Source organism: Streptomyces sp. NBC_01296 (genome assembly GCF_035984415.1).
GTDB lineage: Bacteria > Actinomycetota > Actinomycetes > Streptomycetales > Streptomycetaceae > Streptomyces.
Window position 1 is genome coordinate 8,417,297 of record NZ_CP130720.1, and the last position, 22,390, is coordinate 8,439,686.

Below are 22,390 nucleotides of genomic sequence, written 5' to 3' on the forward strand. Positions count from 1 at the left end.
ACCTCAAGTGGCCGAGTGGACCCTTGAGGGTCCGGTCGGCCCCAGGCCGACGTCCGGCGAGCCGATGTGAGCACCGAGCGACCAGCGCCGGACCCGGCGACCGACGACGATCAAGCCTTCTCGTTGATCCGGGGCGGGATCGGGATCAGGCTCATCAGCTCGCCTGCTTCTCGGTGTCTCACGGTCTACTCCTACCGACCGGGGCGCGGTGCCGCTCAGGGTCACGACACCGTCCGTGATGTCGACGGTCAGGGCGGACGGGCTCAGCCGCAGGGTCCGGGTGAGGACGTCCTCGAGGATCTCCTCCTGGATGGCGCGGTCGCGGCGGAGGAAGAGCCGGAGCAAGTCGCACCGGCTGAGTATGCCGACGACCCGGTTCTCGCCGTCGACGACGGGAAGACGCTTGATCTGGTGCTTCCGCATCAGCCGGGAAAGGACGGGCAGGGAGCCGATGCGCCATTGCCGCAAGGTCTCCAGGATTTCCTTGAACTGGGCTCCGGTGTCAACGGAGATGACGGCATGCGTCATGAAGTCGTCGACCGTGCGCAGAGGCTGCATGACCCCTCCGGGGCGCAGTGGCCACTGGGGTCGGGGCGTCCTTGATCCCGCCGGTCACCACGGCATGCTCTGAGGCGTCCGGGCCCTTGGGGCGAGTGACGAGTCGTCGACGCGGCCGGTGACAGCGGACGCGACCGCCACCACGCCCTCGAGCTGTTCGACCAGACGGATCAGGACCGGCACCTGGCTCTGCCTGTCCACCACGCCGGACAGGGTGACGACCCCGTCGATGACGTGGACCTCGACTGCCTCGGCGTGCACCCCCAGGGTGTCGCCGAGTACGTCATCGGTCACACGGCGCCGAATCTCGGAATCCGGACGCAGGAAGAGCCGCAGCAGGTCACGCCGGGTGACGATGCCCACGAGACGTTCCTCCTCGTCCACAACGGGGAGTCGTTCCACGCTCCGGCGTGTCATCAGGCGGGCCGCGTCGGCCGCGGTCTCCTCCGCGTGGATGGTCACCGCCGGCGTGGACATGACCTCGCCCGCCGTGACTTCCGCGAGGGGAGAGGCCTCGGAGGATTCGGCGGCGACGGGGGCCGCTTGTCTGATCAGGAGATCACTCTCGGAGACGACGCCGACGACGCGGTCCTCGTCATCGACCACGGGCAGTCCGCTGACGTCGTGCTGTGCGAGCAATTTCGCCACATCCTTGAAGGAGGTGGCCGACACCACGGCGACAACCTCGTCCGTCATCAGGTCTCCCACCTTGATGTGCTTCATGGAGGCACCTCTCCTGCCATCTCGCGCTGCCCGGGGTGGTCCCGCTGCCCGGGGATTCGCAGTCAACCTTCCGCTGCGTCCGGCCACGGCGAGGAGGGCCGAATGGTCCTTTGCGGGGACCATCCGGGTCACCTCTGGCCGGCGGATGAGGGCGGGAGACAGCCCAAGGGGGACCTTTGGGCCCGAACGCAACCCTGAGCGGCCCTCTGGGAGAGGGGAGCCCGGTGCCAGCGTGGTAACTGCCCTTACCGGCTCGGCGAGGAGGAACCATGGAAGGGACCATCCGATACCCGGACATCAGCTCGGCCGCACGCCGCGACCGCCCGCTGCACATCGTCCACGGGGCTGACACCGCCGGGAAGGCCCTGTACCTGTCGGCCGACAGCATCGAACGGGTCCGTCAGTCCGGTACCGGACTGCAGACCCGGGACGCATACCCGGACCTCACCGTCCAGGCGGACGCGGACAAGAGCATGTCCGTGGCCGGTGTCCTGGTCGAGGCGTCGCATCACGCAGACCTGCTGGTCGGCAAAGAGCTCTGGAGCGCATCGTGAGCGGCAAGACCGGCGAAGGCCGAGAACTCGTGGTCGGAATCGACCCGGCCAGGGACTGGCACCTGGCCCTGGCCTGGGCAGCCGACGAGGCCCACCGGCGCAGGCTCGGCCTGCACCTTGTCGCTGCCGTGCCACCGCAGCACGACACCCACCCTGTCGATGACACGCCCCACCAGACCGCCCTGCGCCAGGCCGGAGCGCACGCGCTGGAAGACGCCGTGGACTGGGCGCGGGATCGCCATCCGGAGCTCGCGGTGTCCGGTGATCTGCAGGCAGGCCCTCCGGCAGCCGTGATCGGCAGGCTGTCGAAGGAAGCACGCATGGTCGTGCTGGGTTCACGACACTTGAGCCGGACGGCCGAGTTCTTCAGTGCCGGATCCCTGGTCGTCCCCGTGGCGGCCCAGGCCGGCTGTCCGGTGGTGGTGGTCGGCGATGCCGAGCACGTCAGCCAGCAGCCGCCCTATGTGGTCGTGGGCATCGACGGGAGCGAATCCTCCAAGGCCGCGCTCGCCTTCGCCTGTGAGGAGGCCGACCTCCGGGGCGCCGAGCTGCGCGTCATCTCGGTGTTCCAGCCGCCGGTCCTCCGGCTGCACGACGAGGAGGTGGCCCTGCAGGCCCAGCGCAGGATGCTGGCCGAGGCCACCGCCGGCTGGCCGGCGAAGTACCCGGATGTCGCCGTCCGGCACGAGATCCCCATCGGGCACCCTGTGGAGGAACTGGCGAAGGCCGCCGAGCACGCCTTGGCCGTGGTCGTAGGCCGCCGGGGTCGCGGGGGATACAGCGGCATGCACCTGGGCTCCGTCGTCCACGGCCTCCTGCACCGGGCACACTGCCCGGTCATCACCGTCCCCACCGTCTGACGGCAGCCGCGCACAGTCCTCCGGCCGGCGGGTACGCACAGCGGTCTTGGCCCGGCAACGCCAGGTGAAAGACCCCGGTTCGTACTACGGTGAAAGCGAACCAGGTTCCCCCTCGTGCGCTGCCGGAGGTGCCTATGAGCGGGGACGGCCGAGAAGCCGCGATCGGAAGGGTGCCCCGGCTCCGACTGGACGAACTGCTCGAAGAGCTGCAGGTGCGGATCGACCAGGTCCGCGGCACCCGGGACCGGCTGAACGGGCTCCTCGAGGCGGTCATGTCGGTGGGCCGGGAGCTGGACCTGCCACAGGTGCTGCGCGGCATCGTCGAGGCGGCCGTGGTCCTCGTGGACGCGGAGTACGGAGCCCTCGGCGTCATCGGCGACGACAAGAAGCTCGCCGAGTTCCTCCCCGTGGGCATCAGCGACGAGCTGCGCGCGCAGATCGGGGACCTGCCCTCGGGGCACGGCATCCTGGGCGAGCTGATCCGCCACCCGGAGCCGCTGCGTCTGTCGGAGCTGTCCGAGCACCCCGCGTCGTACGGATTCCCCGCCAACCACCCCCCGATGCACTCCTTCCTGGGCGTGCCGATCCGGGTCCGCGACGACGTGTTCGGCAACCTCTACCTCACCGAGAAGCGCGGCGGAATGGAGTTCGACGCCGAAGACGAGGCGGTCCTGTCGACGCTGGCCGTCGCCGCCGGCATCGCCATCGAGAACGCCCGTCTCTTCGAAGACGTCAGACTCCGGGAGCGCTGGATGGCGGCCAACGCCGACATCACCAGTGCCCTGCTGTCCGGCTCCCCGGAGTCCGAGGTACTCGAAGGGATGCTGGAGCGCTCGAAGGACATCACCGGGGCGGACCTCGGCGTCTTCTACCTGGTCGGAGCCGGTGGCGACCTCCGGGGCTCGCTCTCGCTGGGGGAGGGAGCCGAGGCGCACCGCGGGATCGTGCTCCCCAGCATCGCGGGAACGCTGGCGGAAGCGGCCCTTTGCGAGGACGGGCTGGTGGTGGTCTCCGACGTCGCCCACGACGAGCGGGTCCAGGTCCAGCCGGAGCGGTGGGAAGGTTTCGGCCCGGCCGTGGCGGTCGCCATCGGTACGAAGGAACACCTGAGCGGTGTGCTGATCCTCGCGCGGCTGCGGGGGCGAGCCGCCTTCGGCCCCTTGGAGGTGGGCGCTCTGCCCGGGTTCGCAGGCCAGGCCGCCCTCGCCCTGGAGCTGGCCGACCGCCGAAGGGACGCGGAGCAGATGAGCCTGCTGGAAGATCACGACCGGATCGCCCGTGACCTGCATGATCTGGCGATCCAGCGGCTGTTCGCCACCGGTATGACGCTGCAGAGCGCCCAGCGCTTCGTCGAGCACCCACAGGCCTCGGAGCGCCTGACCCGGGCGATCGACGACCTGGACGCCACCATCAAGATCATCCGATCGACCATCTTCGGGCTGCGCGAGCGCGAGATCCCCGGGGTGCTGCCGAAGCTCAGGCTCCGCGTGGTGCAAGCCGTGGACCAGGCGGCGGTCGTGCTCGGCTTCGCCCCGGCTCTGCGGATGGAGGGCTTGATCGACACGGATGTACCGTCGGCCGTGGCCGACGAGGTCATCGCCGTCATCGGCGAAGCGCTGACCAACGTGGCGCGCCACGCGCAGGCAGGACACGCGGACGTCTCGATCACGGCCGCGGACGGCGCTGTGACCGTCGAGGTCGGCGACGACGGCATCGGAATGCTGGGTGGGGGCCGTCGCAGCGGATTGCGCAACCTCGCCGAGAGGGCCGAGCGGCTGGGCGGAGAGCTGTGTACGGAGGGAAGGCCCGGCGGAGGCACCCGGCTCGTATGGCGCGTACCCCTTGCTCCGTCCCCCGACGGCGACGCCGCAACGCCCCGTACCGGTCAGTGAGGGCTTTCGTTCTGATCGCGTGCCTGCGCTGCGATCACGGCTGCCTGGACCCGGCGTTCGACGCCGAGCTTGCCCAGCAGCCTGGAGATGTGGTTCTTGACGGTCTTCTCGGACAGGAAGAGCTGCTTGGCGATCTGGCGGTTCGTGAGGCCTTCGCCGATGAGCGCCAGCACGGTGTGCTCCCGCTCGGAGAGAGCCGCCAGCCGGGCGTCCACGGGTGACTTCGCGGGGGCACCGGGGTCGCGGAGCGAGTGCATGAGGCGAGCCGTCGTCGCCGGGTCGAGCATCGACTGACCCGTCGCCACGGTCCGTACGGCGGCGACCAGGTCGGCCCCCTTGATCTGCTTGAGGACGTACCCGGCGGCGCCGGCCATGATCGCGTCGAGGAGCGCGTCCTCGTCGTCGAAAGAGGTGAGCATCAGACACGCGAGCTCCGGCATCCGCGAGCGCAGCTCACGGCAGACCGTGATGCCGTCACCATCGGGCAGCCGGACGTCCAGTACCGCCACGTCCGGGCGCAGCGCCGGCCCGCGGGCCAGCGCCTGCTCGGCCGTGGACGCCTCGCCCACGACGGTGATGCCGGGCTCGGCCTCGAGGAGGTCGTGAAGGCCCCTCCGGACGACCTCGTGGTCATCGAGGAGGAACACCCTGACGGCTCCCTCCGCCGTGGAGGCCTTTGCGTCGGACATCTGCGCCCCTGGAATCGGTCCGCTGTGTCTGCGCACATTGTCTCAGCGAGGTCCGGGACGCACACCTCGGAGCAACGGGAGGCGGTCGCACCGATCAGCGTGCCCCTGCGCGAGCGGCGCCGTGCGCTGGGGCGCACCGTCAGTACGGCCAGGACCAGTCGACGATCTCCGGGAGGTCGCTTCCGTGGGCGCGGATCCAGTCGTGGTGGCGGATCCGTTGGTCGGCCATGGTCTGGCGCAGGGCTCCGGAGTGTTCGGCCAGGCCGGGAACGCGGTCGATGACGTCCATGACGAGGCGGTACCGGTCGAGGTCGTTGCGCACCACCATGTCGAACGGTGTGGTGGTGGTGCCCGACTCCTTGTAGCCGCGGACGTGCAGGTGGGGGTGGCCGGCCCGGCGGTAGGCGAGCCGGTGGATCAGCCACGGGTAGCCGTGGTACGCGAAGATCACCGGTGTGTCCGCGGTGAACAGGGAGTCGTACTCGACGTCCGTCATCCCGTGCGGGTGCTCCTCCCGGGGCATCAGCCGCGCGATGTCGACGACGTTGACGACCCGGACGGCAAGCCGCGGCATGTGCTCGCGCAGCAGCGCCGCCGCGGCGAGCACCTCCTGGGTCGGAATGTCACCCGCGCAGGCCAGCACCACATCGGGCTCACGCGTGCCGTCATCCGTCCCAGCCCAGTCCCAGATGCCGGCGCCTCGGGCGCAGTGGGTCCGTGCCTCGTCCATCGAAAGCCAGTCGAAGCACGGCTGTTTGCCGGCGACGACCACGTTCACCTGGTCCCGGCTGCGCAGGACGTGGTCGGCCACCGCGAGCAGGGTGTTCGCGTCGGGAGGGAAGTAGGCGCGCACGACTTCCGGACTCTTGCTGAGGACGTGGTCGACGAACCCCGGGTCCTGGTGGGAGAAGCCGTTGTGGTCCTGGCGCCAGACGTGCGAGGTCAGCAGGTAGTTGAGGGAGGCGATGGGGGCCCGCCACCGCAGTGCGCGGGCCGTCCGCAGCCACTTGACGTGCTGGGCGACCATCGAGTCGACGATGTGCGCGAAGGCCTCGTACGTGGAGAAGAGGCCGTGGCGGCCGGTGAGCAGGTACCCCTCCAGCCAACCCTGGCAGACGTGCTCGGACAGGATCTCCATCACCCGGCCACCGCGTGCCAGATTCAGGTCGGTCGGCTCGGTCGGCTCCTGCCACGCCTTGCCCGTCACGGCGAACAGGTCGTCGAGCCGGTTGGAGGCGGTCTCGTCCGGGCCGACGACGCGGAAGTCCCGCCGCTCCTCGGTCTCCCGCATCACGTCGGTGAGGTAGGCCCCCAGTACCCGGGTGGGCTCGTGGACGGAGCTTCCGGGCTTGTCCACCGCGACCGCATGAGCCTCGAGCGCGGGAAGCGGGAGCGGACGCAGCAGCCGGCCGCCGTTGGAGCGCACGGTTGCGCCCAGGCGCAGGTCACCCGGCGGAACGCAGGCCAGCACCCGCGCCGTGGGGCGCCCCTCGGAGTCGAAGAGTTCCTGCGGGCGGTACGAGCGCAGCCACTGCTCCAGCATCCGCAGGTGTTCGGGGTTCTCCCGTACGGAGGCCAACGGGACCTGGTGGGCCCGCCAGGTTCCCTCGACGGGGTTGCCGTCCACCGTGGCCGGGCCGGTCCAGCCCTTGGGGGTCCGCAGGACGATCACGGGCCATGGCCGGCGGGCGCTGTCGCCCTTGGCGGCGCGGGCCCCGCGCCGGATCTCGGCGATGCGGTCCAGGGCCTTGTCCATCGCCGCCGCCATCGCCTGGTGGACGCTGCGGGGGTCGTGGCCGGTGACGTGGAGCGGCTCGTGCCCGTAGCCGCGCAGCAGCTCGTCCAACTCCGCTTCGGGGATGCGGGACAGGACGGTGGGGTTGGCGATCTTGTAGCCGTTGAGGTGGAGGATCGGCAGCACCGAGCCGTCGCGGAGCGGGTCGAGGAACTTGTTCGAGTGCCAGGAGGCCGCGAGCGGTCCCGTCTCGGCCTCGCCGTCGCCGATGACGCACGCGACGAGCAGGCCGGGATTGTCGAAGGCGGCGCCGTAGGCGTGCGCGAGCGAGTAGCCGAGTTCGCCGCCCTCGTGGATCGATCCCGGCGTCTCGGGCGCCACATGGCTGGGCACCCCGCCGGGGAAGGAGAACTGCCGGAACAGCTTCCGCATCCCCTCGCCGTCCCGGCTGATGTCCGGGTAGGTCTCGGTGTACGAGCCTTCCAGCCAGGAGTTGGCGAGTACGGCGGGTCCGCCGTGGCCGGGGCCCCAGATGCACAACGCCTCCTGGGCGCGCTCCTTGACCACCCGGTTGAGGTGGGTGTGGACGAGGTTGAGGCCGGGGGAGGTGCCCCAGTGGCCGAGCAGCCGGGGCTTGATGTGCTCGGGCCGCAGCGGCTCGGCCAGCAGCGGGTTGTCCATCAGGTAGATCTGGCCCACGGCCAGATAGTTCGCGGCGCGCCAGTGGGCGTCGAGCTCGGGGATCCGGTACTTCGTCATCTCCGCTCCTTCGTGCGGTAGACCGAGGCGTGCGTCGACTGAGCCGATGCCACAACGGTGCTCCAGTTCGTAGGCGGCCGGCAGGGGAGGGTGGGCCCCTGCCGGGGGACCATCGGCCCCTTCCGGCGGAGCCGCGACGAGGGCGACGCGTGGCGGTCAGGCGAAGCAGCGTGCTTCCGTCCGGGTTCGGTCAACGCCGGGCGGGGCCGTCCGTCGACTCCGCTGCCGCTGCCGCTGTCGGGCGTTGGCTCGGCGGGGTCAGGGCATGGCTGGCGATGACTGCCGCCTGTACCCGGCGTTCCACGCCCAGTTTGGTGAGGAGGCGCGAGACGATGTTCTTGATCGTCTTCTCGGCAAGGAAGAGCTGCTTGCCGATCTCCCGGTTGGTGAGACCCTTGCTCACGAGGATGAGGATCTCGCGTTCCCGGTCGGTCAACCCAGGTAGTCCGGGGGCCTGCTCTTCCTTCGGTGCGTCGCCTCTGATCCGGGCCATCAGCCGCGTGGTGGCGCCGGGGTCGAGCATGGACTGGCCCGAGGCGACCGTGCGTACGGCCGAGACGAGATCCGTGCCGGTGATCTGCTTGAGGACGTAGCCCGACGCGCCGGCCATCACCGCGTCCAGCAGCGCTTCCTCGTCGTCGAACGAGGTGAGCATGAGGCAGGAGAGCTCGGGCATCCGGGACCGCAGTTCACGGCACACGCTCACCCCGTCGCCGTCCGGCAGCCGGACGTCCAGTACGGCAACCTGTGGACGCAGGGCGGGGATGCGGACGAGGGCTTGCTCCACCGTTCCCGCTTCACCGACCACGGTCAGATCGGGCTCGGCGTCCAGCAGGTCGTGAACGCCTCGGCGCACCACCTCGTGGTCGTCCAGGAGGAACACGCTGATCGGCGCAGGCGACTCCACGGGGGACGACGGGCCGCTCTCCGGCATCAGGCAACTCCTTCACGGGCGCCCACCCTCCGCAGGCGTGCGCATGCTTGCATCCTGCCTTTCGGCAGGGCCGATCGGACAGGGCCGATCGGCCCCCGTTCCGGTGCGTCCCGCACGCCCCCGTGACCATGGCGGCAAAAGAGGGGACCTTCGACCCTTGGCGGGGGCCGGCCGGTCCTTCCGCATGGGGGAACGGTGCGCTGAGCTGTGAGGAGCACGGGGAACGGCGCGGTTGCGACTACGGAGCCGCATGGAACGTGGAGGGTGTCATGACCACCCAGCTGATCGCACTGACGTGTGCGGTCCGGGAGGACTCCGAAGTGACGGCGTCTCTCGACGGTGAACTCGATGTCCACACGAGTGCGCAGATCGGCCCCAGACTGACGCGGCTCGCGGAGTCGTGGGGTCCCGAACTCACTCTTGACCTGTCCGGCCTCACTTTCTGCGACAGCGCGGGAGTCGATCTGCTCCTGCGGATCCACCATCAGTGCGCTGCACGCGGCATTCGGCTCACACTCGCCGGGGTTCCCCGCCTGGTGGCAGGGCCGATGCGGCTCCTCGGAGCCGACCGGGTCCTCGTGCTGTCGGAGAGGTGACCAACCGACCCCGCCTCGGCGGATTAGGGGACCGTTCGGCCCTGGTATCAGCCGGTCCGGCGAGTGAGCCTGGTGACCAGGCCGTGCAACGCGGACGCCGGAGGCCGAGGGAGGCGTGGACCATGGACCGGGATGCGGTACACCCGGAGGAGGAGCCATCAGCCCGGCGGATGCAGCAGCTGGACCGTGACGAAGCGCTGAGGCTGCTGACGACCGTGTCGCTGGGACGGATCGTCTTCACCCAACACGCCCTGCCGGCGGTCCGCCCCGTGAACCACCTCGTGGAGGGCGAGAACATCGTCGTACGGGTCCACGACGGAGGCGCCCTCGCGGCCCTGCTCGCTCCGTCCGACGCCGCTGGGGTCGTGGTCGCCTACGAAGCCGATGCCATCGACCCCGAGACGCACCTCGGCTGGAGCGTCGTGGTGACCGGATACGCCACTCCCGTGGCGGACCCGGAGGAAGCGGAGGATTACGCGACGCGCCTGCGCCCCTGGGTGGCCGAGGCCATGCCGAGGGCGCTGCGCATCACGCCCGACCTCGTCACGGGTTTCCGTCTGGAGGCGGACCCGCCCGAGCCGATGACCGTGTGCGGCCGCTGACGGGACGGGTCACCTGTCGGCCGCCGCGGTGAGCGGAGATCGCCAGACGAGTACGCTGCCGCCCTCGGCCGGCCCTTCCACGGAGAACGTGCCGCCGAGGCTCCGGGCGCGCTCGTCGAGGTTGAGCAGCCCGCTGCGGCGTCCCTGGGCCGGGATTCCCCTGCCGTTGTCGGTCACCGTGAGGACGATCTCCTCGCCGGTGGCCTTGAGCGAGACGCCCACCCGGGTGGCATGTGCGTGGCGGGCGGCATTGCTCAGCAGCTCGGTCAGTGCGGCCATGGTGTGGTCGGCGACGTGTGTGGACACGTCGGTGTCCAGCAGCCCCTCCATGCTGAGCCGCGGCGGATGTCCGAGCGCCGCCCCCGCCTCGCCGACCGCCCGGGCGGCACGCGCCCGCAGGCCGGGCCCCGCCTCGCGGTCCTTGGCGCGTAACCCGAAGATCGTCGATCTGATGATCTTGATGGTCTCGTCGAGGTCGTCCACGGCCCGCCCCACCCGCTCCGCGGCGCCGTCGTGTTCCACCAGCCGGGCCGCGCTCTGCAGCGTCATCCCCGTCGCGAACAGTCGTTGAATGGCGAGGTCGTGCAGGTCGCGGGCAATGCGGTCGCGCTCTTCCAGCAACGCTATCTGTTCGGCGTCGCGGCGCCGTCCGGCCAGCTCGAGCGCCAGGGCGGCCTGCCCGGCGAAGGCCAGCAGCGGCTCCAGCTCACCTTCGGTGAACACGGGCTCCGAGACCCCTCGGGCCAGCAGCAGAACCCCCCGCCCGTCTCCGGCGGCCGTGCCCATGGGGACGGCCACCGCCGGTCCGAGCGTCGTCAACTGCTGTGCGCCGCCGCGATAGAGGTCGTCGGTGGCGAGGCTGACCGTGGTGACCGGGGTGCCGCCCTTGTACGCGGCCCCCGACAGGCTGCCCTCGACGGGGATGACGAGGCCATGGCGCAGTTCGCTGCCGGGCCCGACGGACAGCTCCACGACCAGGTCGTCGGTGCCGTCGAGTGGCATCGAGATGTCGGCGAGCTCGGCGCCCGTGATCTCCTGGGCCCGGCGTGCGATGAGCTCCAGCACGGCGGGACGGGGGCTCCCGGACAGCAGGCTGTTGGTGATCTCGGCGTTCGCCCGCAGCCAGCGCTGCTGCCGCTGGGAGCCCTCGTACAGACGGGCGTTGTCGATGGCCACCCCGGCGGCGACGGAGAGTGTGGAGATCACGGCCTCGTCCTCGGTGTCGAAGTCCTGTCCGCCGCGCTTGTCGGTCAGGTACAGATTGCCGAACACCTCGTCGCGGACCCGGATCGGGACGCCGAGGAAGGTGCGCATCGGCGGATGGTCGGCCGGGAAGCCGTACGACGCGGTGTGCGCGCCGAGATCCGTCAGGCGCAGCGGCTCGGGATGGCGGATGACCTCCCCCAGCAGGCCGTGGCCGGAGGGGAGGGCCCCGATCCGCGCGATCTGCTCGTCGGTGAGGCCCACGGTGAGGAACTGCGAGAGCCTGCGGCCGTCGGGGCCGATCACCCCCAGCGCGCCGTAGTCGGCCTCGACGAGCAGGGCGCCGGCCTCCACGATGCGCCGCAGGACCTGGGAGAGGTCCAGCTCCCGGCCGACGGAGACGACCGCCTCCAGCAGGCTGTGCACCCGGTCCCGGGTGCCGCGTACGGCATTGATCCGGGCCTGCAGCTCCTCCAGCAGCTCGTCCAGTTGCATCCGCGGTACCTGAGGCAACGGATCCGCCACACCCACCAGCTCCTTCTCTCCCCACCACCTGGTTCGGCGTCAGCGTATCGAGACCAGGAGCGACCCGGGGATCCAATGGTCGGACCGATCGGTGCTGCCGGCGGGTCCCTGGAGGCGCAGCCGGGGTGGGGTCACCGGGGCCCGCGGCCCTGGCCCATGGCGAACGCGACGAGGAATCCGGCCACTCCCGCCCATACCGCGCCTTCGCCCTCCGCCACTCGCCAGCCCAGCAGGCCGAGGGCGAGGGCGGTGACCGCCCCCGCCACTACGGCGCGGGAGTCGGTGAGGAACATCCACTGGCGTCGGCCGCTGCCGGGCTCTCCGAGTTCGGCGAGGGCCGTTTTGATGACCAGGGCCGCGACCACGATTGCCGCGACCAGAAGAGTCGCTCCCACATCGGCTCCCGATGTCAGTGCCTGGTGGTGAACTCCAGGTCCGGGGTGAGGTCCCGCTCTTGGTGAAGCGGGCGGCGGGGTTGGTACCGGCGATGATGCCGATCACCTTCCCCACGACGAGGCCGCTGAAGACTCCGAGCGGCTCGGTTGTGGCGAGAACCTTGGCTCCCCATGGTCGCGCGTGGTGCTCCGCCCGGCACGTCATGAGATGCCGTACCCGGCAGCGCCGATCACCAGAGCGCCGCCCCCACCCCAGCTGTCCGCGAGGAAGCCGACCACGGTGGGGAGGAACCCGCCCACCGCGCGGCCCGCGTTGTACGTGAATCCCCGGCCCGTGCTCACCCGCCAGGACGCCGGGCGCAACCAGGCGGTCCCCACCTGGATCGAGCAGCTCGACAACCAGGACGCCCCGACGGCCAGCCGACGCAAGGTCGTCATCACCGCCACCGGCACGGACGAGGGTTTGGGCCGGCGAATCCACACAGGCCGTGAGGTCTTCCGTCGAGGGTGTGCCGAGGGCCGGGTCCGCACCGCGCGGGCCCGGCCCTCCAAGTGGGGCACGAAATGGGTCGGCTACACGATGCCGGCGGCGCGCAGGGCGTTGGTGACCTGGGCGGTCTGGTTGCACCCAACGGGACCGTGGGCGGGACTCGATGCGTGGCTACTCGGCCGCTGAGTCCTCCGGGAACTTCACGGGGTAGGGCTCCGCGAAGTCTGCCGACCGCCCTACGGCGCTCCACTCCTCGTCCTGCGTCAGCAGCCGCCGGTCCTGGGCGATGGACCCCTCCGACGCCGTCACGCCGAGTGCGAGGTTGGTCGGGATGTCGCGGCGCTTCGCCATCCGCACGAGGATCTGCGCGGCGCGCACCGGGTCGCCGGCCGGGCCCTCGGTGCTCTGTCGGATGCGCCGGTTGATCGCGCCGACGGTGCCGTCGTAGCCCTCGGGTACGTCGTGCACGGTCATGGAGGAGCCGGCCCAGTCGGTGCGGAACCCGCTCGGTTCGACGACCAGGACCCGCACCCCGAACGGCGCGGTCTCCACGCGCAGCACCCGGCTGAAGCCGTCGATCGCGAACTTCGCCGCCTGATAGGAGGCGATGCCCGGGGAGCCGCCGACGCGGCCGCCCATGGAGGAGAACTGGACGACCAGCCCGCCGCCCTGCTCGCGCAGCAGGGGGATCGCCGCCTTGGTGACGTTGTAGACGCCCCAGAAGTTCGTCTCGAACTGGGCGCGGAAGTCCTCGTCGTCGGTGGTCTCGCCCGTCCGGGCTGAACCCCACGGAGGTGACGGGGGCGGCCGCCACCGCCACGGGCTTGCCCCGAGGCGCGGGGTGGTGAGGGCCGGTCATGTCCCACAAGTTCACTGCGCTGGCGCTGTTGCCGACGGCCAGCTTGTGCCCATCAGGGCTGAACGCCAGCGAGGTTGAGGTGCCGTCAGGCTGCACCAGGGGTTGGCCGTGCCCCTTGCTCATCGAAGAGTTTGTGGTGGAGGCAGTGGTGGAGCTGTCCGATCTTGCGGTTGAACAGGTGGGCAGAGCGGATGCATGCCAGTCCTTCGTCCGCGCCTGGTCAGGTGTGGAGGCGGCTGTTCGCGCCGTCGTGACCGTCGGCGCTGTCGTCGTCGAACCAGTAGTCGCCGGCGGCCAGGTAGCGGAAGGAGTGCCCGCTGTTGGCAGGCAGGGTGACGGTTGCGGCGCGGGTGCCGTTGCCGCGGGACTCGAGGGGGTGGGCTGCGGGGTTCCAGTGGTTGAAGTCTCCGACCACGCTGACCGGTCCGGGCGGGGCGTCCTCGGGTAGGACGAAGGTGACCTGGGTACGGCCCTTGATTCTCTTGCGTTCGAGCACCGTGTGCCTCCAGCCGACGGGAGAGGGGAACCGACCCATTCTTGTCCGGAAACCTGAAGGCGGTGGCTTTCCACGCCGGTCGAGGACGCGGCGGTCACTCGGCCGGTGGCGTCGGCTTCAGCGGCCAGGTCGCCGACAGAACGCGCCGCCTCCGCTCGTCCACGGACCGGCCTGGGCCACCGCCCAGCGCGCCGAACCTCTGCCGCGCAGGGAACCGAAGGCCGGAATGCTGAATGGCATCGTCCTCGCCGGGCAGGCGCCGTACGGATCCGGTGGATCCGTGAACAGATTCCGCATCCGAGCCGAGTGGAGGAGCCGCCATGCCTCGTGGTTCCAGCCCCAAGCGTGAACGTCAGTATGAGCACATCAAGGAAAGCGCCGAGCAGCGCGGCGAGAGCACGAAGCGTGCGAAGGAGATCGCCGCGCGCACCGTCAACAAGGAACGCGCCCGTTCAGGGGAGTCGAAGACCGCGAGCCGCTCCTCGACACAGGACATGTCGTCGTCGAAGCGTGGTGGACAGCGCTCGCACAGCGGGTCTCAGGGCCCCACGAAGGAGCAGCTGTACAACGAGGCGAAGCAGCGGGGGGTCGAAGGCCGTTCCAAGATGGACAAGGCCGAACTGAAGCGGGCCCTCGGCCGCTGAATGGCGGCTCGGCCATCAGGCCGTCAGGGCCGGGATCGGACTCCGGTCTCGGCTCCGTCCGCCATGGCCCACGCGTCTGGAGACAGTCGACCGGCGGAGCGCCCGGCGCGGACATCCGCGCTCCAGCGTTGGGCGTGGTGAACCTCCGAACCCGGGCAGCGCCTGTCCGCTCCCGGCGCCTACGTGCCCGTGTCGACGCGGAGCGGCGGTTTTGGCGGGGAGGCCGGCGGGGTTCTGGCGCCAGGGCTGCCGCCCGGGGGTCGGTGGGGTTTGGGCCAGTTCGCCGGGCAGGTGCTTGGCGCCATAGCCGGTGCGCGTGTCGATTGGCTTCTCCCGGCCCGTGTCCCAGCACACTTTCAGGCCGCCGATCACGGGCTTTCGACCGCCTACCGCTTCCCGGACGCGGGAGGTGGCCTCGCGGTCGGGGCCCATGGTGACGAACCCGCTGTCGAGCAGCCGGCTCGATGGGGCCGCGGCTTGGGCCTTCACCGCCGGATGCAGGCGCATGGTGGGGCAGGTCGCCCGATGGGTCACCCGGCAGGCCCTCGGTCTGTGACAAGGCCCCCGATCATCGACCAGACCAGCGGGCTGTTGCCCTGCGGGCCTGTTCCAGCAGCTGGTCCGGGGTGAGTTCCTGGCAGGCCAGGCAGTACCCGAACGTCGTCATGGGCCCCTTGCCTCCAGGGGCGTGGATATCGGCCCCTCGGTCGACGCGTGCCCCTGGGCCCCGGCGACAACCATCGAACCACTCGCCGACACCGGGGGATGGGCCCGCCGCAGGAGGATTGCGTCGTAGAACTGGATGACGCGGGGGCAAGGGCGCTGCGGCCGTCCCCGTCGCGACCGAAGGGCGGAGCCCGGCCCCGGGCCGAATCCAGTCTCGAGTGGGTGGGTCGGCTCGGGGACCGCGATCGCCTGTGCGTGCATCCGGAGGCAATCGCGAGTTCTTGCGCATACCAGGAGGACGACAGGGCAGGCGGCCTGTCGGAGGTGGAGAACTATGGTTCCCCTGTTGCTCGTCCTTCTGCTCGTCCTGATCCTCTTCGGCGCGGGTTTTGCGGTCGAAGTTCTGTGGTGGGTCGCGATCGCGGTCCTGGTGCTCTGGCTCATTGGCTTCGTGGCCCGCCCGGCAGGCGGCGGCGGCCGCTGGTACCGCTGGTAGCTGCGATCGACGGCGCAAGCCCGCCTGACAACCGCTTGCCCCGCCGCGCGCAATTGTTCCGTTTCATCTAGTTTGGGCACCGTCGAGATTCCCAACCAAGGAGTTCACCATGGCTGACAAGGGAAAGATGGACCAGGCCAAGGGCAAGGCCAAGGAGGCCGTCGGCAAGGTCACCGGCGACGACCGGATGAAGGCCGAAGGCAAGACGGACCAGGCCAAGGGCAAGGCGAAGGAAGCCTTGACTGAAACCGAGGAGCGCGCTCGCGGAATCAAGGACTCCCTGCGCGACAAGGGCGACAGGACCTGACGCCGCCTGGGTGAGTCCCCTCGGGGCTTGCGGATGACCAGGATGCGGCCCCCGGCGCCTCGGCGTCGCGGGGCCGCATCCTGTTCCCGGGCCCTGAGGCGTCGGCCCGCCTCCCCGGGGCCGGCGGGTGGAATCCATGCCGCCTACAACCGGTGGCAGGCGCCCCGCCATTCGGCGGGACAACGGCGCCGACCCCAGGGAGGGGATCGCACCCTCCGTCGGGCAAATGATGCGGGGTCCGACTCCCTGTGTGAGCGTGGAGACGCTACCTCCAGGGCCGACCGCCCCCGACGTGCGCGGCAGGGGCCCGTGCGGTGGCTGGCGCGGCTTCCCGGTCTCAGATTTCGCACCGAGCTGCACGGCACGAGAGAGGTCCTCGATGGACAGCCAGAACAAGGACAACCCGGCCGCCGAAGTGGTGGTGGCGGTCGGCGACTGCTCTGCGGAGGACGCACGCGTCCTCCTCGACCTGCTCGAGCGTTCCTTCCCCGTGGACGTCGGGGCGGGCAGCGCGACGCAAGGCGGTCAGGCCGCGACCGTGTGGAGCGCGACCCTCGATGCGGCGAAGCCGGCGGAACCGGCGGAGGGGCAGGCAGCCCCCGTTCGGCTGAAGGACGCGGTCAATGTCACCCTTCAGGGAGGCCCCCGCGCGGTGCAGCGGGTGCAGGACGCGCTCGCCGGACACTTCTCCGTCGAGGACATGGGAGCCGTATCGGGCGACCAGGAAACGGAGATCGGACTCCGTATCCGCTCCTGAGCGATCGGGGTGCAACGGCCGGTTCACATCGTCCCGCCTGCCGCATACGGGCACGTGCCGTGTACGGGCGGCGACACAGGGCAAACGGGGGGCATGACCGTACCCAAGACAACCGTTATCGTCCTGGACTCTGCCGAGCCCGAGCTGCTGGCACGGTTCTACGCCGAACTGCTCGGTGCCACGACAGGACCGGCCCCGGGTGACGAGGAGCTCCTCCTCGTCACCAGCCGCACCGGCGTGGTACTCGGAGTCCGCCGCGACCCGGACCACGTTCCGCCGAGCTGGCCGCTCCCGGAGGGTTCCCAACAGGCCCATGTGCGCATCCTCGTGGAGGCACGGTGCCTCGACGAGGCCGAGCGCGAGGCCGTGACCCTCGGGGCCCGCCCAGTGGCCGCGGAGGACGACGGCAGCCTGCCGGGCAGCCGGACCACCTGGCGCCGCTACGCCGACCCGGCCGGCCACGCGTTCGTCCTCTCCGCGGTCAGCGAAGACTTCGCCCCCGCAAGCGCCACCGGATGAAGCGCGCACTCCCTCACCCGTAGTGGACGTTCACGATGCGGAAGCCGACCTCGACGTACAGCTCGCGCCTTTGTCAGGACCGGCTGGCACGACAAGGCTGCTCCTGAGAACCGGCCCTGTCCAACCGCCCCGTCTGTCCGGGATCAGACCTCACGCCACCGGGCCATCGCCCAGGAGAACACGCCGAAGAGCATCAGGCCGATGGCGAGCGCGACCAGCAGCCACGGCCCCGCCGCGGTCTGGGTGAACGACCTCAGGGTGTCGTCGATGCCCTTCGCCTGCGCCGGGTCGTAGCGCACCGCGGCGTACACGACGAAGCCGCCTGCCGCCGCGAACACGACGCCCCGGGCCAGGCCGCCGGTCACCCCCAGGAAGCCGACGGCCTTGCGCCACCGCTCCGAGACCCCGCTCATGGCGAGGTGCTTGCGGAAGCTGCGCCGCGCCGCCTGGACAGCGATGACCACGCCCGCGATGGCGATCCCGAGCCCGGCCGCACCCACCAGCCACTGGCCGGCGGGCAGGTCCAGCGCCCTGGCCGTCACATCGCGTGACTGCTGGTCGCCGGAGCGCCCGCCGCCGCCCGCCGCGAACGACAGGACCGAGAACGCGACCGCGGCGTAGAAGACGGTCCGGCCCGCCGAGGCCAGCCGCTTCATCAGCTTGCCGCCGTCCGGTCCCGCTGCGCCGAACGCCGCCTCTGACAGGCGCCACAGCATCATGCCCACGAGCCCGATGCCCACGGCCCAGATGAGGACGCTGCCGAAGGAATTTTCCGCGAGCTCCTGAAGGGCGCCCTGACGGTCGGCTTCCTTGCCCCCGTCCTGACCGAAGGCCACGCGTAGGGCCAGCATCCCGACCAGTACGTACAGCACCCCGCGCGCCAGCAGCCCGCAGCGCGCCGCGACCTGCCGGACATCGCCGCCAGGGGATGCGGCGCGCTTGCTCGCGTCCCCGCTTCTCATCGTGGTCGGACCTCGGAGACGGTCACCTCGATGTGCGACATGCGCACCCCTTCTGTGCCGACGACGACCCACTCCGGCGGTGCTGCTCGCCGTCCGACCGCCCTGCTGGGAGTCGCGCCTCACACCGCGGGCCTCCGTGGCGGTGGCCGACGGGTCCAGCCCAGATCGTCGTGGGCTCGGCCGGCGTCGAGCAGGGGGAGTTGCAACGGCGTCCAGCAGGCCGGGATCGGCTGGTACGAGGCGTACGTGCCGGGCCGCGGCGAGTGCGGCACGGGCGGCGCCGACCGGGAGCGGCAGCGTACGAGCGTGCAGCAGGCCGGCCACGACGGCCTTGTTCAGTACGGGGTCGGCCACCAGATTGAACGGGCCGTGGACGGGGCGGGTGGACGACGGCGTCGGCGCCGGCGAAGACCTCGGTCAGGTCGCTGCGTCCGGGGTCGATGTCGGCTTCGGTCCATCGCACGCCGGGGATGTGCAGGCCGGGCCGGCGGCGGGCGACACCGAGTACGTCGGTGACCGTGCGGTCGGCTGCCAGGGCCTTGACCACGCTGGTCCCCGCGTTGCCGCCGGCGCCGGTGACGACGACTCTCATGACGCCCAACGCACTCTTCGTGACAGTCGGAAGCGTGGTGTGCCGTGGGTGCGGCCCCGGTCGGCCCGCGTGGGGGCTGCGGCAGCGGTGGTGAAGGTCCGGCCCGCGGCCTCCACCCGCAGTTCCTCCAGGGCGGCTGCCTGCCGGTGCGCGCGGTCCAGCAGCCGGGCGACGGCGGCCGGGTCGAGGTGGGTGGTGGCGTCGGCGATGGTCCCCAGCGACCGCCACAGGGACGCCTTGCCCTCGACTCCGAGCCGCATGGCTTCCAGCTCGAGGACGTCACTGAGGGGCGAGCGGCTCACGAGGCGGCCGTTGAGCTTGACCCTGCCCGCCTTCTCGGCCAGACGGCCTATGACAACCCTGTGCCATTGCGCGGGGACGTCGAGGGCCGTCATGATCTCGCGCAGACTCTCCCGGTCATCGGCGATCTGCTCGGACAGCTCGGCCAGGAGCGCCCCCGCCGGCGTACCGCGGTGCGTCCGTGCCATGCGCCGGATCAGACAGACGCCGCTGTTGGCGCCCGCGAGGTGGTCGTTCAGGTAGATCGCGAGGAGGCGTTGTGGGGCTGGAACGGGGGAGGAACGAGCTTCCGGGCTGTGGGCGTTGGTTTCCATGGCACTGTTCCGATCGCTTGGACGTCTCGGCTGCCGGCTCGGATGTACCGGCCGTGTGCAGGCCCCGACTTGCGCCGCTCACGGGCAGGGGAGGCTCTTGGCGTCTGACCGGCCTGCCGGCCTTCAAACCAGGTCTGTGGAGCCGGAGGCGCCCAGGCCCCGGAGGTTTGAACCCTCCTCCATCGAGCAGGCGCCGTGCGAAGCGAGACCCGGAAGCAGAGCCGGAAACGAGGGGAAGGGCGTTGCATGAGCGCGGACGAGCAGGAGAACCAGGACGTCGTCGAGGCGATCCTCAAGGATCACCACACCATGGAGGACCTCTTCCGTCGGATGCGCAGCGTGGAGGCGGACCGCGAGGGTGCCCTGGCCAAGTTCTCCGCGCTCCTCATCGCGCACGGCCAGGCCGAGGAAACCGAGGTGTACGGCGCGCTGAAGAGGTTCAAGCATGTCGACAACGAGGAGGTCGAACACGGAGCCGAGGAGCACGAAGAGGGCAATGAGGCCCTACTGGCGCTGCTCGAGGTGGCCGAGGTCGGTTCGGACGAGTGGGACTCGCGCTTGGAGGACCTGGTCAAGGCGGTCTCCCACCACCTCGACGAAGAGGAGCGGAGCATCCTCAACGGCGCCAGGGAGAACGTCCCGGACGAGCGGCGGGCCGAGCTCGGGGCGGCCTTCCTGCGGGAGCGGGAGCGGCAGCTCGCGGCCGACTGCGGCCGCATCGAGAACGTACGCGCGGTCGCACGTGGGTGACGGAGCAGGGGAGCATGTTGGACGCCCCGTGGCCGACGGGCGGGCCGAACGGGCGGATGCCTGTGGAAGGACGTCCGCCGACCTACGGATCCACCGGAGGTGTCCGGCGCAGCAGCTCGTCGTGGAGCAGTCGGCCGACGAGCGCGCCCCCGAACACGACGACGCCGATACCGACGAGCCATGTCTGGATGACGAGTACGGTTCCGAAGGGGCCGTAGGTGACGGCATTGGACGCGATCAGCGGTGAGAAGACGAGCCGGGAGAAGATCCGCAGCCCGAGCAGTCCGATCATGGTGGCCACCGCCCCGGGAAGCAGGGCGGTCCACGGGATCCGGCCGCCGAGCAGCAGCCGCTGGGACCACCAGAAGAAGAGGGTGCCGATCGCCACCGTGACGAAGCCACGGGCCGGGGCCTCGCGCCACGGCGACGAGACCGCCGAGAGGTAGAGGACACCGACCAGAACGCCGAGCCACAGCACCTGACGCCATCTGGCCCACCACCGAGCCGGAGGCAGATTCCAGACCCTTTCGTATCCGCTTTGCAGCGTGGTGCCGAAGGACAGGCCGAATACGGCGAGCAGCGCGAGGCCGAACGCAGTCGTCGCCCGCCATGCCTGACCGGGCAGGGCGAAGAGCCGCTCGATCTCCGCTCTGGCTGCCCGCGACACGCCGAGCCCGTCTCCCAGCCACTGCGCGAACCCTTGCCCCCCGCGGGCATCCGCCGCGGTCACGACGATGAGCAGCGGTACGAGCGTCAGAAACCCGAGCGCGGCGAAGCCCAGCGAGCGTTGCCACAGCTCCAGGTCCCGGACGTGTACCCAGCGGCGTCCGGCCCGCGCACGGCGGAGCATGCTGCGCACCCGCCCGAAGAGCGGCAGCCGGTCCGTCCTGCCGGGCCCGGTCATCACGCTGCCGGAGCACGCGTGAGTGCGCCGTCCAGACCGCTGACCCGGCCGGCGAGGCGGCCCCGTACCACGCTGGTCCCGACGTTTCCGGTGGTCCAGACGGCCACCACGCAGGCGCGACAGGTGCGGGGATTGCCGGCCGTGAGCGGGGTCGAGGGGGTCATGGGTCAGGCTCCTGTCCGGTGTTTGCAGCACGGCCGAACGGGCTGCTGTCGAGGTGGGCGAGGAGGTCGGCGGGGTGCCGGTACACGGCTCGCGCTCCGGCCTCTTCGAGGTCGGAGCGCGGGATGCCGCCGGACAGGAGGCCCACGCAGGCGACGTCGGCGCGGGTCGCCGCTTTCATGTCCCAGACCGTGTCTCCGACGAACACGGCGGCGCGTGCGGGTGCGTCGGCCAGTTGGAGGGCGTGGTGCACCGGGTCGGGTGCCGGCTTGCCCTCCTCCACGTCGTCGGAGCTGGCCGTGGCGGTGATGGCATCGTCGGCGTCCACTGCCCGCCGGAGCGCGTCCAGTTCCGCCTCCTGCGCAGAGGTCACGAGCACCACCCGCCAGCCCCGCCGGTCCAACTCGCGCAGGAGCTCGGCCGCCGAGTCCAGCGGGGCCAGCCGATCGAAGTACGTTCTGTACAGGGTGTCGTGCCCGGCCGTGAGCGTCTGGTCCTGGTCCGTGTCGCGGTCCTCGCCCAGCAGGTGTGCGAGCAGGTCCTCGCCGGGAAGGCCGATCGCGCGGTGAATGTCGTGCACGGCGACGTCGTGGCCCGCCTGCCTGAGTGCCTCCCACCAGCACGTGACGTGGAGGTGGTTGGTGTCGGCGAGGGTGCCGTCGACATCGAACAGCGCCGCCCGGTTCATGCGAGCCTCCCGGCGGGTCAGTGGCCTGGTTTGCACTTGAGTTCGGCCTTGTCCATGGAGGAACGGCCTGCCCTGCAGATTAAGGCGCTTGGCCTCCTCGTAGAGCTGGTCGTACGTCGGCCCCTGCAAGCCGCTGTTTGAGCGCCGGCCGCCGCTTGGGCGAGTACATGTCCTGGGTCGAGCTCTTGCTCGCTGTCTTGGACCGCCCGAGCGGGCCCAGGGCCCTTTCCTCGTGGTCTCGTACCTCCAGAGATACCGGGCTACGGATGCGTACGGCCCTCCCCTGTACACGGATACTCCTCGTCGGCGCGTGCCCCTGGCTCTCGTCGGCAAACATCGGGGCCCGCTGCGCCGTCTGACTGTGGCGTCCGCGGGTCGGCGTACGGCGCGAGTTCCGTAAGCCCTTCTCGCGCGACAGGCGGTACCTGACCGCGTGGATCACCGCCGACGGGCGTGACG

General features: G+C 70.7%; 24 protein-coding genes and 2 pseudogenes. 11 read left to right on the plus strand and 15 right to left on the minus strand.

Going from position 1 to position 22,390, the window contains the following annotated elements; genetic code table 11:
• Positions 1-3 precede the first annotated feature (3 nt).
• Both OG299_RS38225 and OG299_RS38230 read right to left on the minus strand, forming a co-directional pair.
• Positions 4-558: a CBS domain-containing protein gene (locus tag OG299_RS38225; RefSeq protein WP_327364110.1), complete on the minus strand. Its 555-nt coding sequence runs from the start codon at positions 556-558 to the stop codon at positions 4-6.
• Between the two features lie 54 nt (positions 559-612).
• Positions 613-1,281, minus strand: a complete 669-nt coding sequence (locus OG299_RS38230; RefSeq protein ID WP_266636842.1) for a CBS domain-containing protein — start codon at positions 1,279-1,281, stop codon at positions 613-615.
• 269 nt (positions 1,282-1,550) lie between these two features.
• Between OG299_RS38230 and OG299_RS38235 the strand changes: the two genes are divergently transcribed.
• The 3 genes from OG299_RS38235 (at position 1,551) to OG299_RS38245 (ending at position 4,587) form a co-directional block, all read left to right on the plus strand.
• Positions 1,551-1,835, plus strand: a complete 285-nt coding sequence (locus OG299_RS38235; protein ID WP_266636840.1) for a hypothetical protein — start codon at positions 1,551-1,553, stop codon at positions 1,833-1,835.
• The gene (locus OG299_RS38240; protein WP_327364111.1) at positions 1,832-2,695 is read left to right on the plus strand and encodes a universal stress protein; all 864 of its coding nucleotides are present in this window, start codon (positions 1,832-1,834) and stop codon (positions 2,693-2,695) included. Before OG299_RS38235 ends, OG299_RS38240 begins: the two co-directional genes overlap by 4 nt.
• A gap of 134 nt (positions 2,696-2,829) precedes the next feature.
• Positions 2,830-4,587, plus strand: a complete 1,758-nt coding sequence (locus tag OG299_RS38245) for a sensor histidine kinase (protein WP_327364112.1) — start codon at positions 2,830-2,832, stop codon at positions 4,585-4,587.
• Here OG299_RS38245 and OG299_RS38250 read toward each other — a convergent pair.
• From OG299_RS38250 to OG299_RS38260, 3 genes are all read right to left on the minus strand, one after another.
• Positions 4,581-5,276 (minus strand): response regulator, encoded by a 696-nt coding sequence (locus tag OG299_RS38250; RefSeq protein WP_327364113.1) that lies wholly within the window; start codon positions 5,274-5,276, stop codon positions 4,581-4,583. The genes OG299_RS38245 and OG299_RS38250 overlap by 7 nt on opposite strands.
• A gap of 139 nt (positions 5,277-5,415) precedes the next feature.
• On the minus strand, positions 5,416-7,770 hold the full coding sequence (locus tag OG299_RS38255; RefSeq protein ID WP_327364114.1) for a phosphoketolase family protein: 2,355 nt from the start codon (positions 7,768-7,770) through the stop codon (positions 5,416-5,418).
• Positions 7,771-7,960: 190 nt separating this feature from the next.
• Positions 7,961-8,704, minus strand: coding sequence for a response regulator (locus OG299_RS38260; RefSeq protein ID WP_266637721.1), 744 nt, complete (start codon positions 8,702-8,704; stop codon positions 7,961-7,963).
• Between the two features lie 269 nt (positions 8,705-8,973).
• Between OG299_RS38260 and OG299_RS38265 the strand changes: the two genes are divergently transcribed.
• A complete protein-coding gene (locus OG299_RS38265; protein ID WP_266637723.1) occupies positions 8,974-9,300 on the plus strand; it encodes an STAS domain-containing protein in 327 nt (108 codons plus the stop codon).
• Between the two features lie 122 nt (positions 9,301-9,422).
• On the plus strand, positions 9,423-9,902 hold the full coding sequence (locus OG299_RS38270; protein WP_327364115.1) for a pyridoxamine 5'-phosphate oxidase family protein: 480 nt from the start codon (positions 9,423-9,425) through the stop codon (positions 9,900-9,902).
• 9 nt (positions 9,903-9,911) lie between these two features.
• Here OG299_RS38270 and OG299_RS38275 read toward each other — a convergent pair whose 3' ends face one another.
• The 5 genes and pseudogenes from OG299_RS38275 to OG299_RS38295 all read right to left on the minus strand — a co-directional run bounded on the left by OG299_RS38275 (position 9,912) and on the right by OG299_RS38295 (position 13,870).
• Entirely contained in the window at positions 9,912-11,600 is a 1,689-nt protein-coding gene (locus tag OG299_RS38275) for a sensor histidine kinase (RefSeq protein ID WP_327364116.1), read from the minus strand.
• 161 nt (positions 11,601-11,761) lie between these two features.
• The gene (locus tag OG299_RS38280; RefSeq protein ID WP_327364117.1) at positions 11,762-12,025 is read right to left on the minus strand and encodes a hypothetical protein; all 264 of its coding nucleotides are present in this window, start codon (positions 12,023-12,025) and stop codon (positions 11,762-11,764) included.
• A gap of 201 nt (positions 12,026-12,226) precedes the next feature.
• Positions 12,227-12,361: pseudogene (locus OG299_RS38285) on the minus strand (MFS transporter); the annotation flags it as partial.
• A 325-nt stretch (positions 12,362-12,686) separates the two neighbouring features.
• Positions 12,687-13,283 (minus strand): annotated as a pseudogene (locus tag OG299_RS38290) (SDR family NAD(P)-dependent oxidoreductase); the annotation flags it as partial.
• 311 nt (positions 13,284-13,594) lie between these two features.
• Entirely contained in the window at positions 13,595-13,870 is a 276-nt protein-coding gene (locus OG299_RS38295) for an isoamylase early set domain-containing protein (protein WP_327364118.1), read from the minus strand.
• 320 nt (positions 13,871-14,190) lie between these two features.
• Here OG299_RS38295 and OG299_RS38300 point away from each other — a divergent pair, with 320 nt between their 5' ends.
• The 5 genes from OG299_RS38300 to OG299_RS38320 all read left to right on the plus strand — a co-directional run bounded on the left by OG299_RS38300 (position 14,191) and on the right by OG299_RS38320 (position 17,259).
• A complete protein-coding gene (locus tag OG299_RS38300) occupies positions 14,191-14,514 on the plus strand; it encodes a plasmid stabilization protein (protein ID WP_327364119.1) in 324 nt (107 codons plus the stop codon).
• A 1,000-nt stretch (positions 14,515-15,514) separates the two neighbouring features.
• On the plus strand, positions 15,515-15,676 hold the full coding sequence (locus tag OG299_RS38305; protein WP_266637735.1) for a hydrophobic protein: 162 nt from the start codon (positions 15,515-15,517) through the stop codon (positions 15,674-15,676).
• Positions 15,677-15,785: 109 nt separating this feature from the next.
• On the plus strand, positions 15,786-15,983 hold the full coding sequence (locus OG299_RS38310) for a CsbD family protein (protein ID WP_266637737.1): 198 nt from the start codon (positions 15,786-15,788) through the stop codon (positions 15,981-15,983).
• A gap of 379 nt (positions 15,984-16,362) precedes the next feature.
• Positions 16,363-16,740 carry a hypothetical protein gene (locus tag OG299_RS38315; RefSeq protein ID WP_327364120.1) on the plus strand — a complete coding sequence of 126 codons (378 nt, stop codon included), beginning with the start codon at positions 16,363-16,365 and terminating at the stop codon, positions 16,738-16,740.
• 93 nt (positions 16,741-16,833) lie between these two features.
• Positions 16,834-17,259: a VOC family protein gene (locus tag OG299_RS38320; RefSeq protein WP_327364121.1), complete on the plus strand. Its 426-nt coding sequence runs from the start codon at positions 16,834-16,836 to the stop codon at positions 17,257-17,259.
• A gap of 143 nt (positions 17,260-17,402) precedes the next feature.
• Here the strand turns inward: OG299_RS38320 and OG299_RS38325 are convergent, their stop codons facing one another.
• Complete coding sequence (locus OG299_RS38325) at positions 17,403-18,221, minus strand: DUF1206 domain-containing protein (RefSeq protein WP_266637741.1); 819 nt, start codon at positions 18,219-18,221, stop codon at positions 17,403-17,405.
• Between the two features lie 588 nt (positions 18,222-18,809).
• The gene (locus OG299_RS38330) at positions 18,810-19,427 is read right to left on the minus strand and encodes a single stranded DNA-binding domain-containing protein (protein ID WP_327364122.1); all 618 of its coding nucleotides are present in this window, start codon (positions 19,425-19,427) and stop codon (positions 18,810-18,812) included.
• A gap of 246 nt (positions 19,428-19,673) precedes the next feature.
• On the opposite strand from OG299_RS38330, the gene OG299_RS38335 reads away from it, so the two are divergent.
• A complete protein-coding gene (locus OG299_RS38335; RefSeq protein ID WP_327364123.1) occupies positions 19,674-20,177 on the plus strand; it encodes a hemerythrin domain-containing protein in 504 nt (167 codons plus the stop codon).
• 82 nt (positions 20,178-20,259) lie between these two features.
• Here OG299_RS38335 and OG299_RS38340 read toward each other — a convergent pair whose 3' ends face one another.
• Genes OG299_RS38340 through OG299_RS38350 form a run of 3 tightly spaced genes read right to left on the minus strand, consistent with a single transcriptional unit; the run spans position 20,260 to position 21,931 of the window.
• A complete protein-coding gene (locus OG299_RS38340) occupies positions 20,260-21,027 on the minus strand; it encodes a YhjD/YihY/BrkB family envelope integrity protein (protein ID WP_327364124.1) in 768 nt (255 codons plus the stop codon).
• A gap of 53 nt (positions 21,028-21,080) precedes the next feature.
• Positions 21,081-21,245 (minus strand): hypothetical protein, encoded by a 165-nt coding sequence (locus OG299_RS38345; RefSeq protein WP_327364125.1) that lies wholly within the window; start codon positions 21,243-21,245, stop codon positions 21,081-21,083.
• On the minus strand, positions 21,242-21,931 hold the full coding sequence (locus OG299_RS38350) for an HAD family hydrolase (protein WP_327364126.1): 690 nt from the start codon (positions 21,929-21,931) through the stop codon (positions 21,242-21,244). Before OG299_RS38350 ends, OG299_RS38345 begins: the two co-directional genes overlap by 4 nt.
• Between the last annotated feature and the right edge of the window lie 459 nt (positions 21,932-22,390).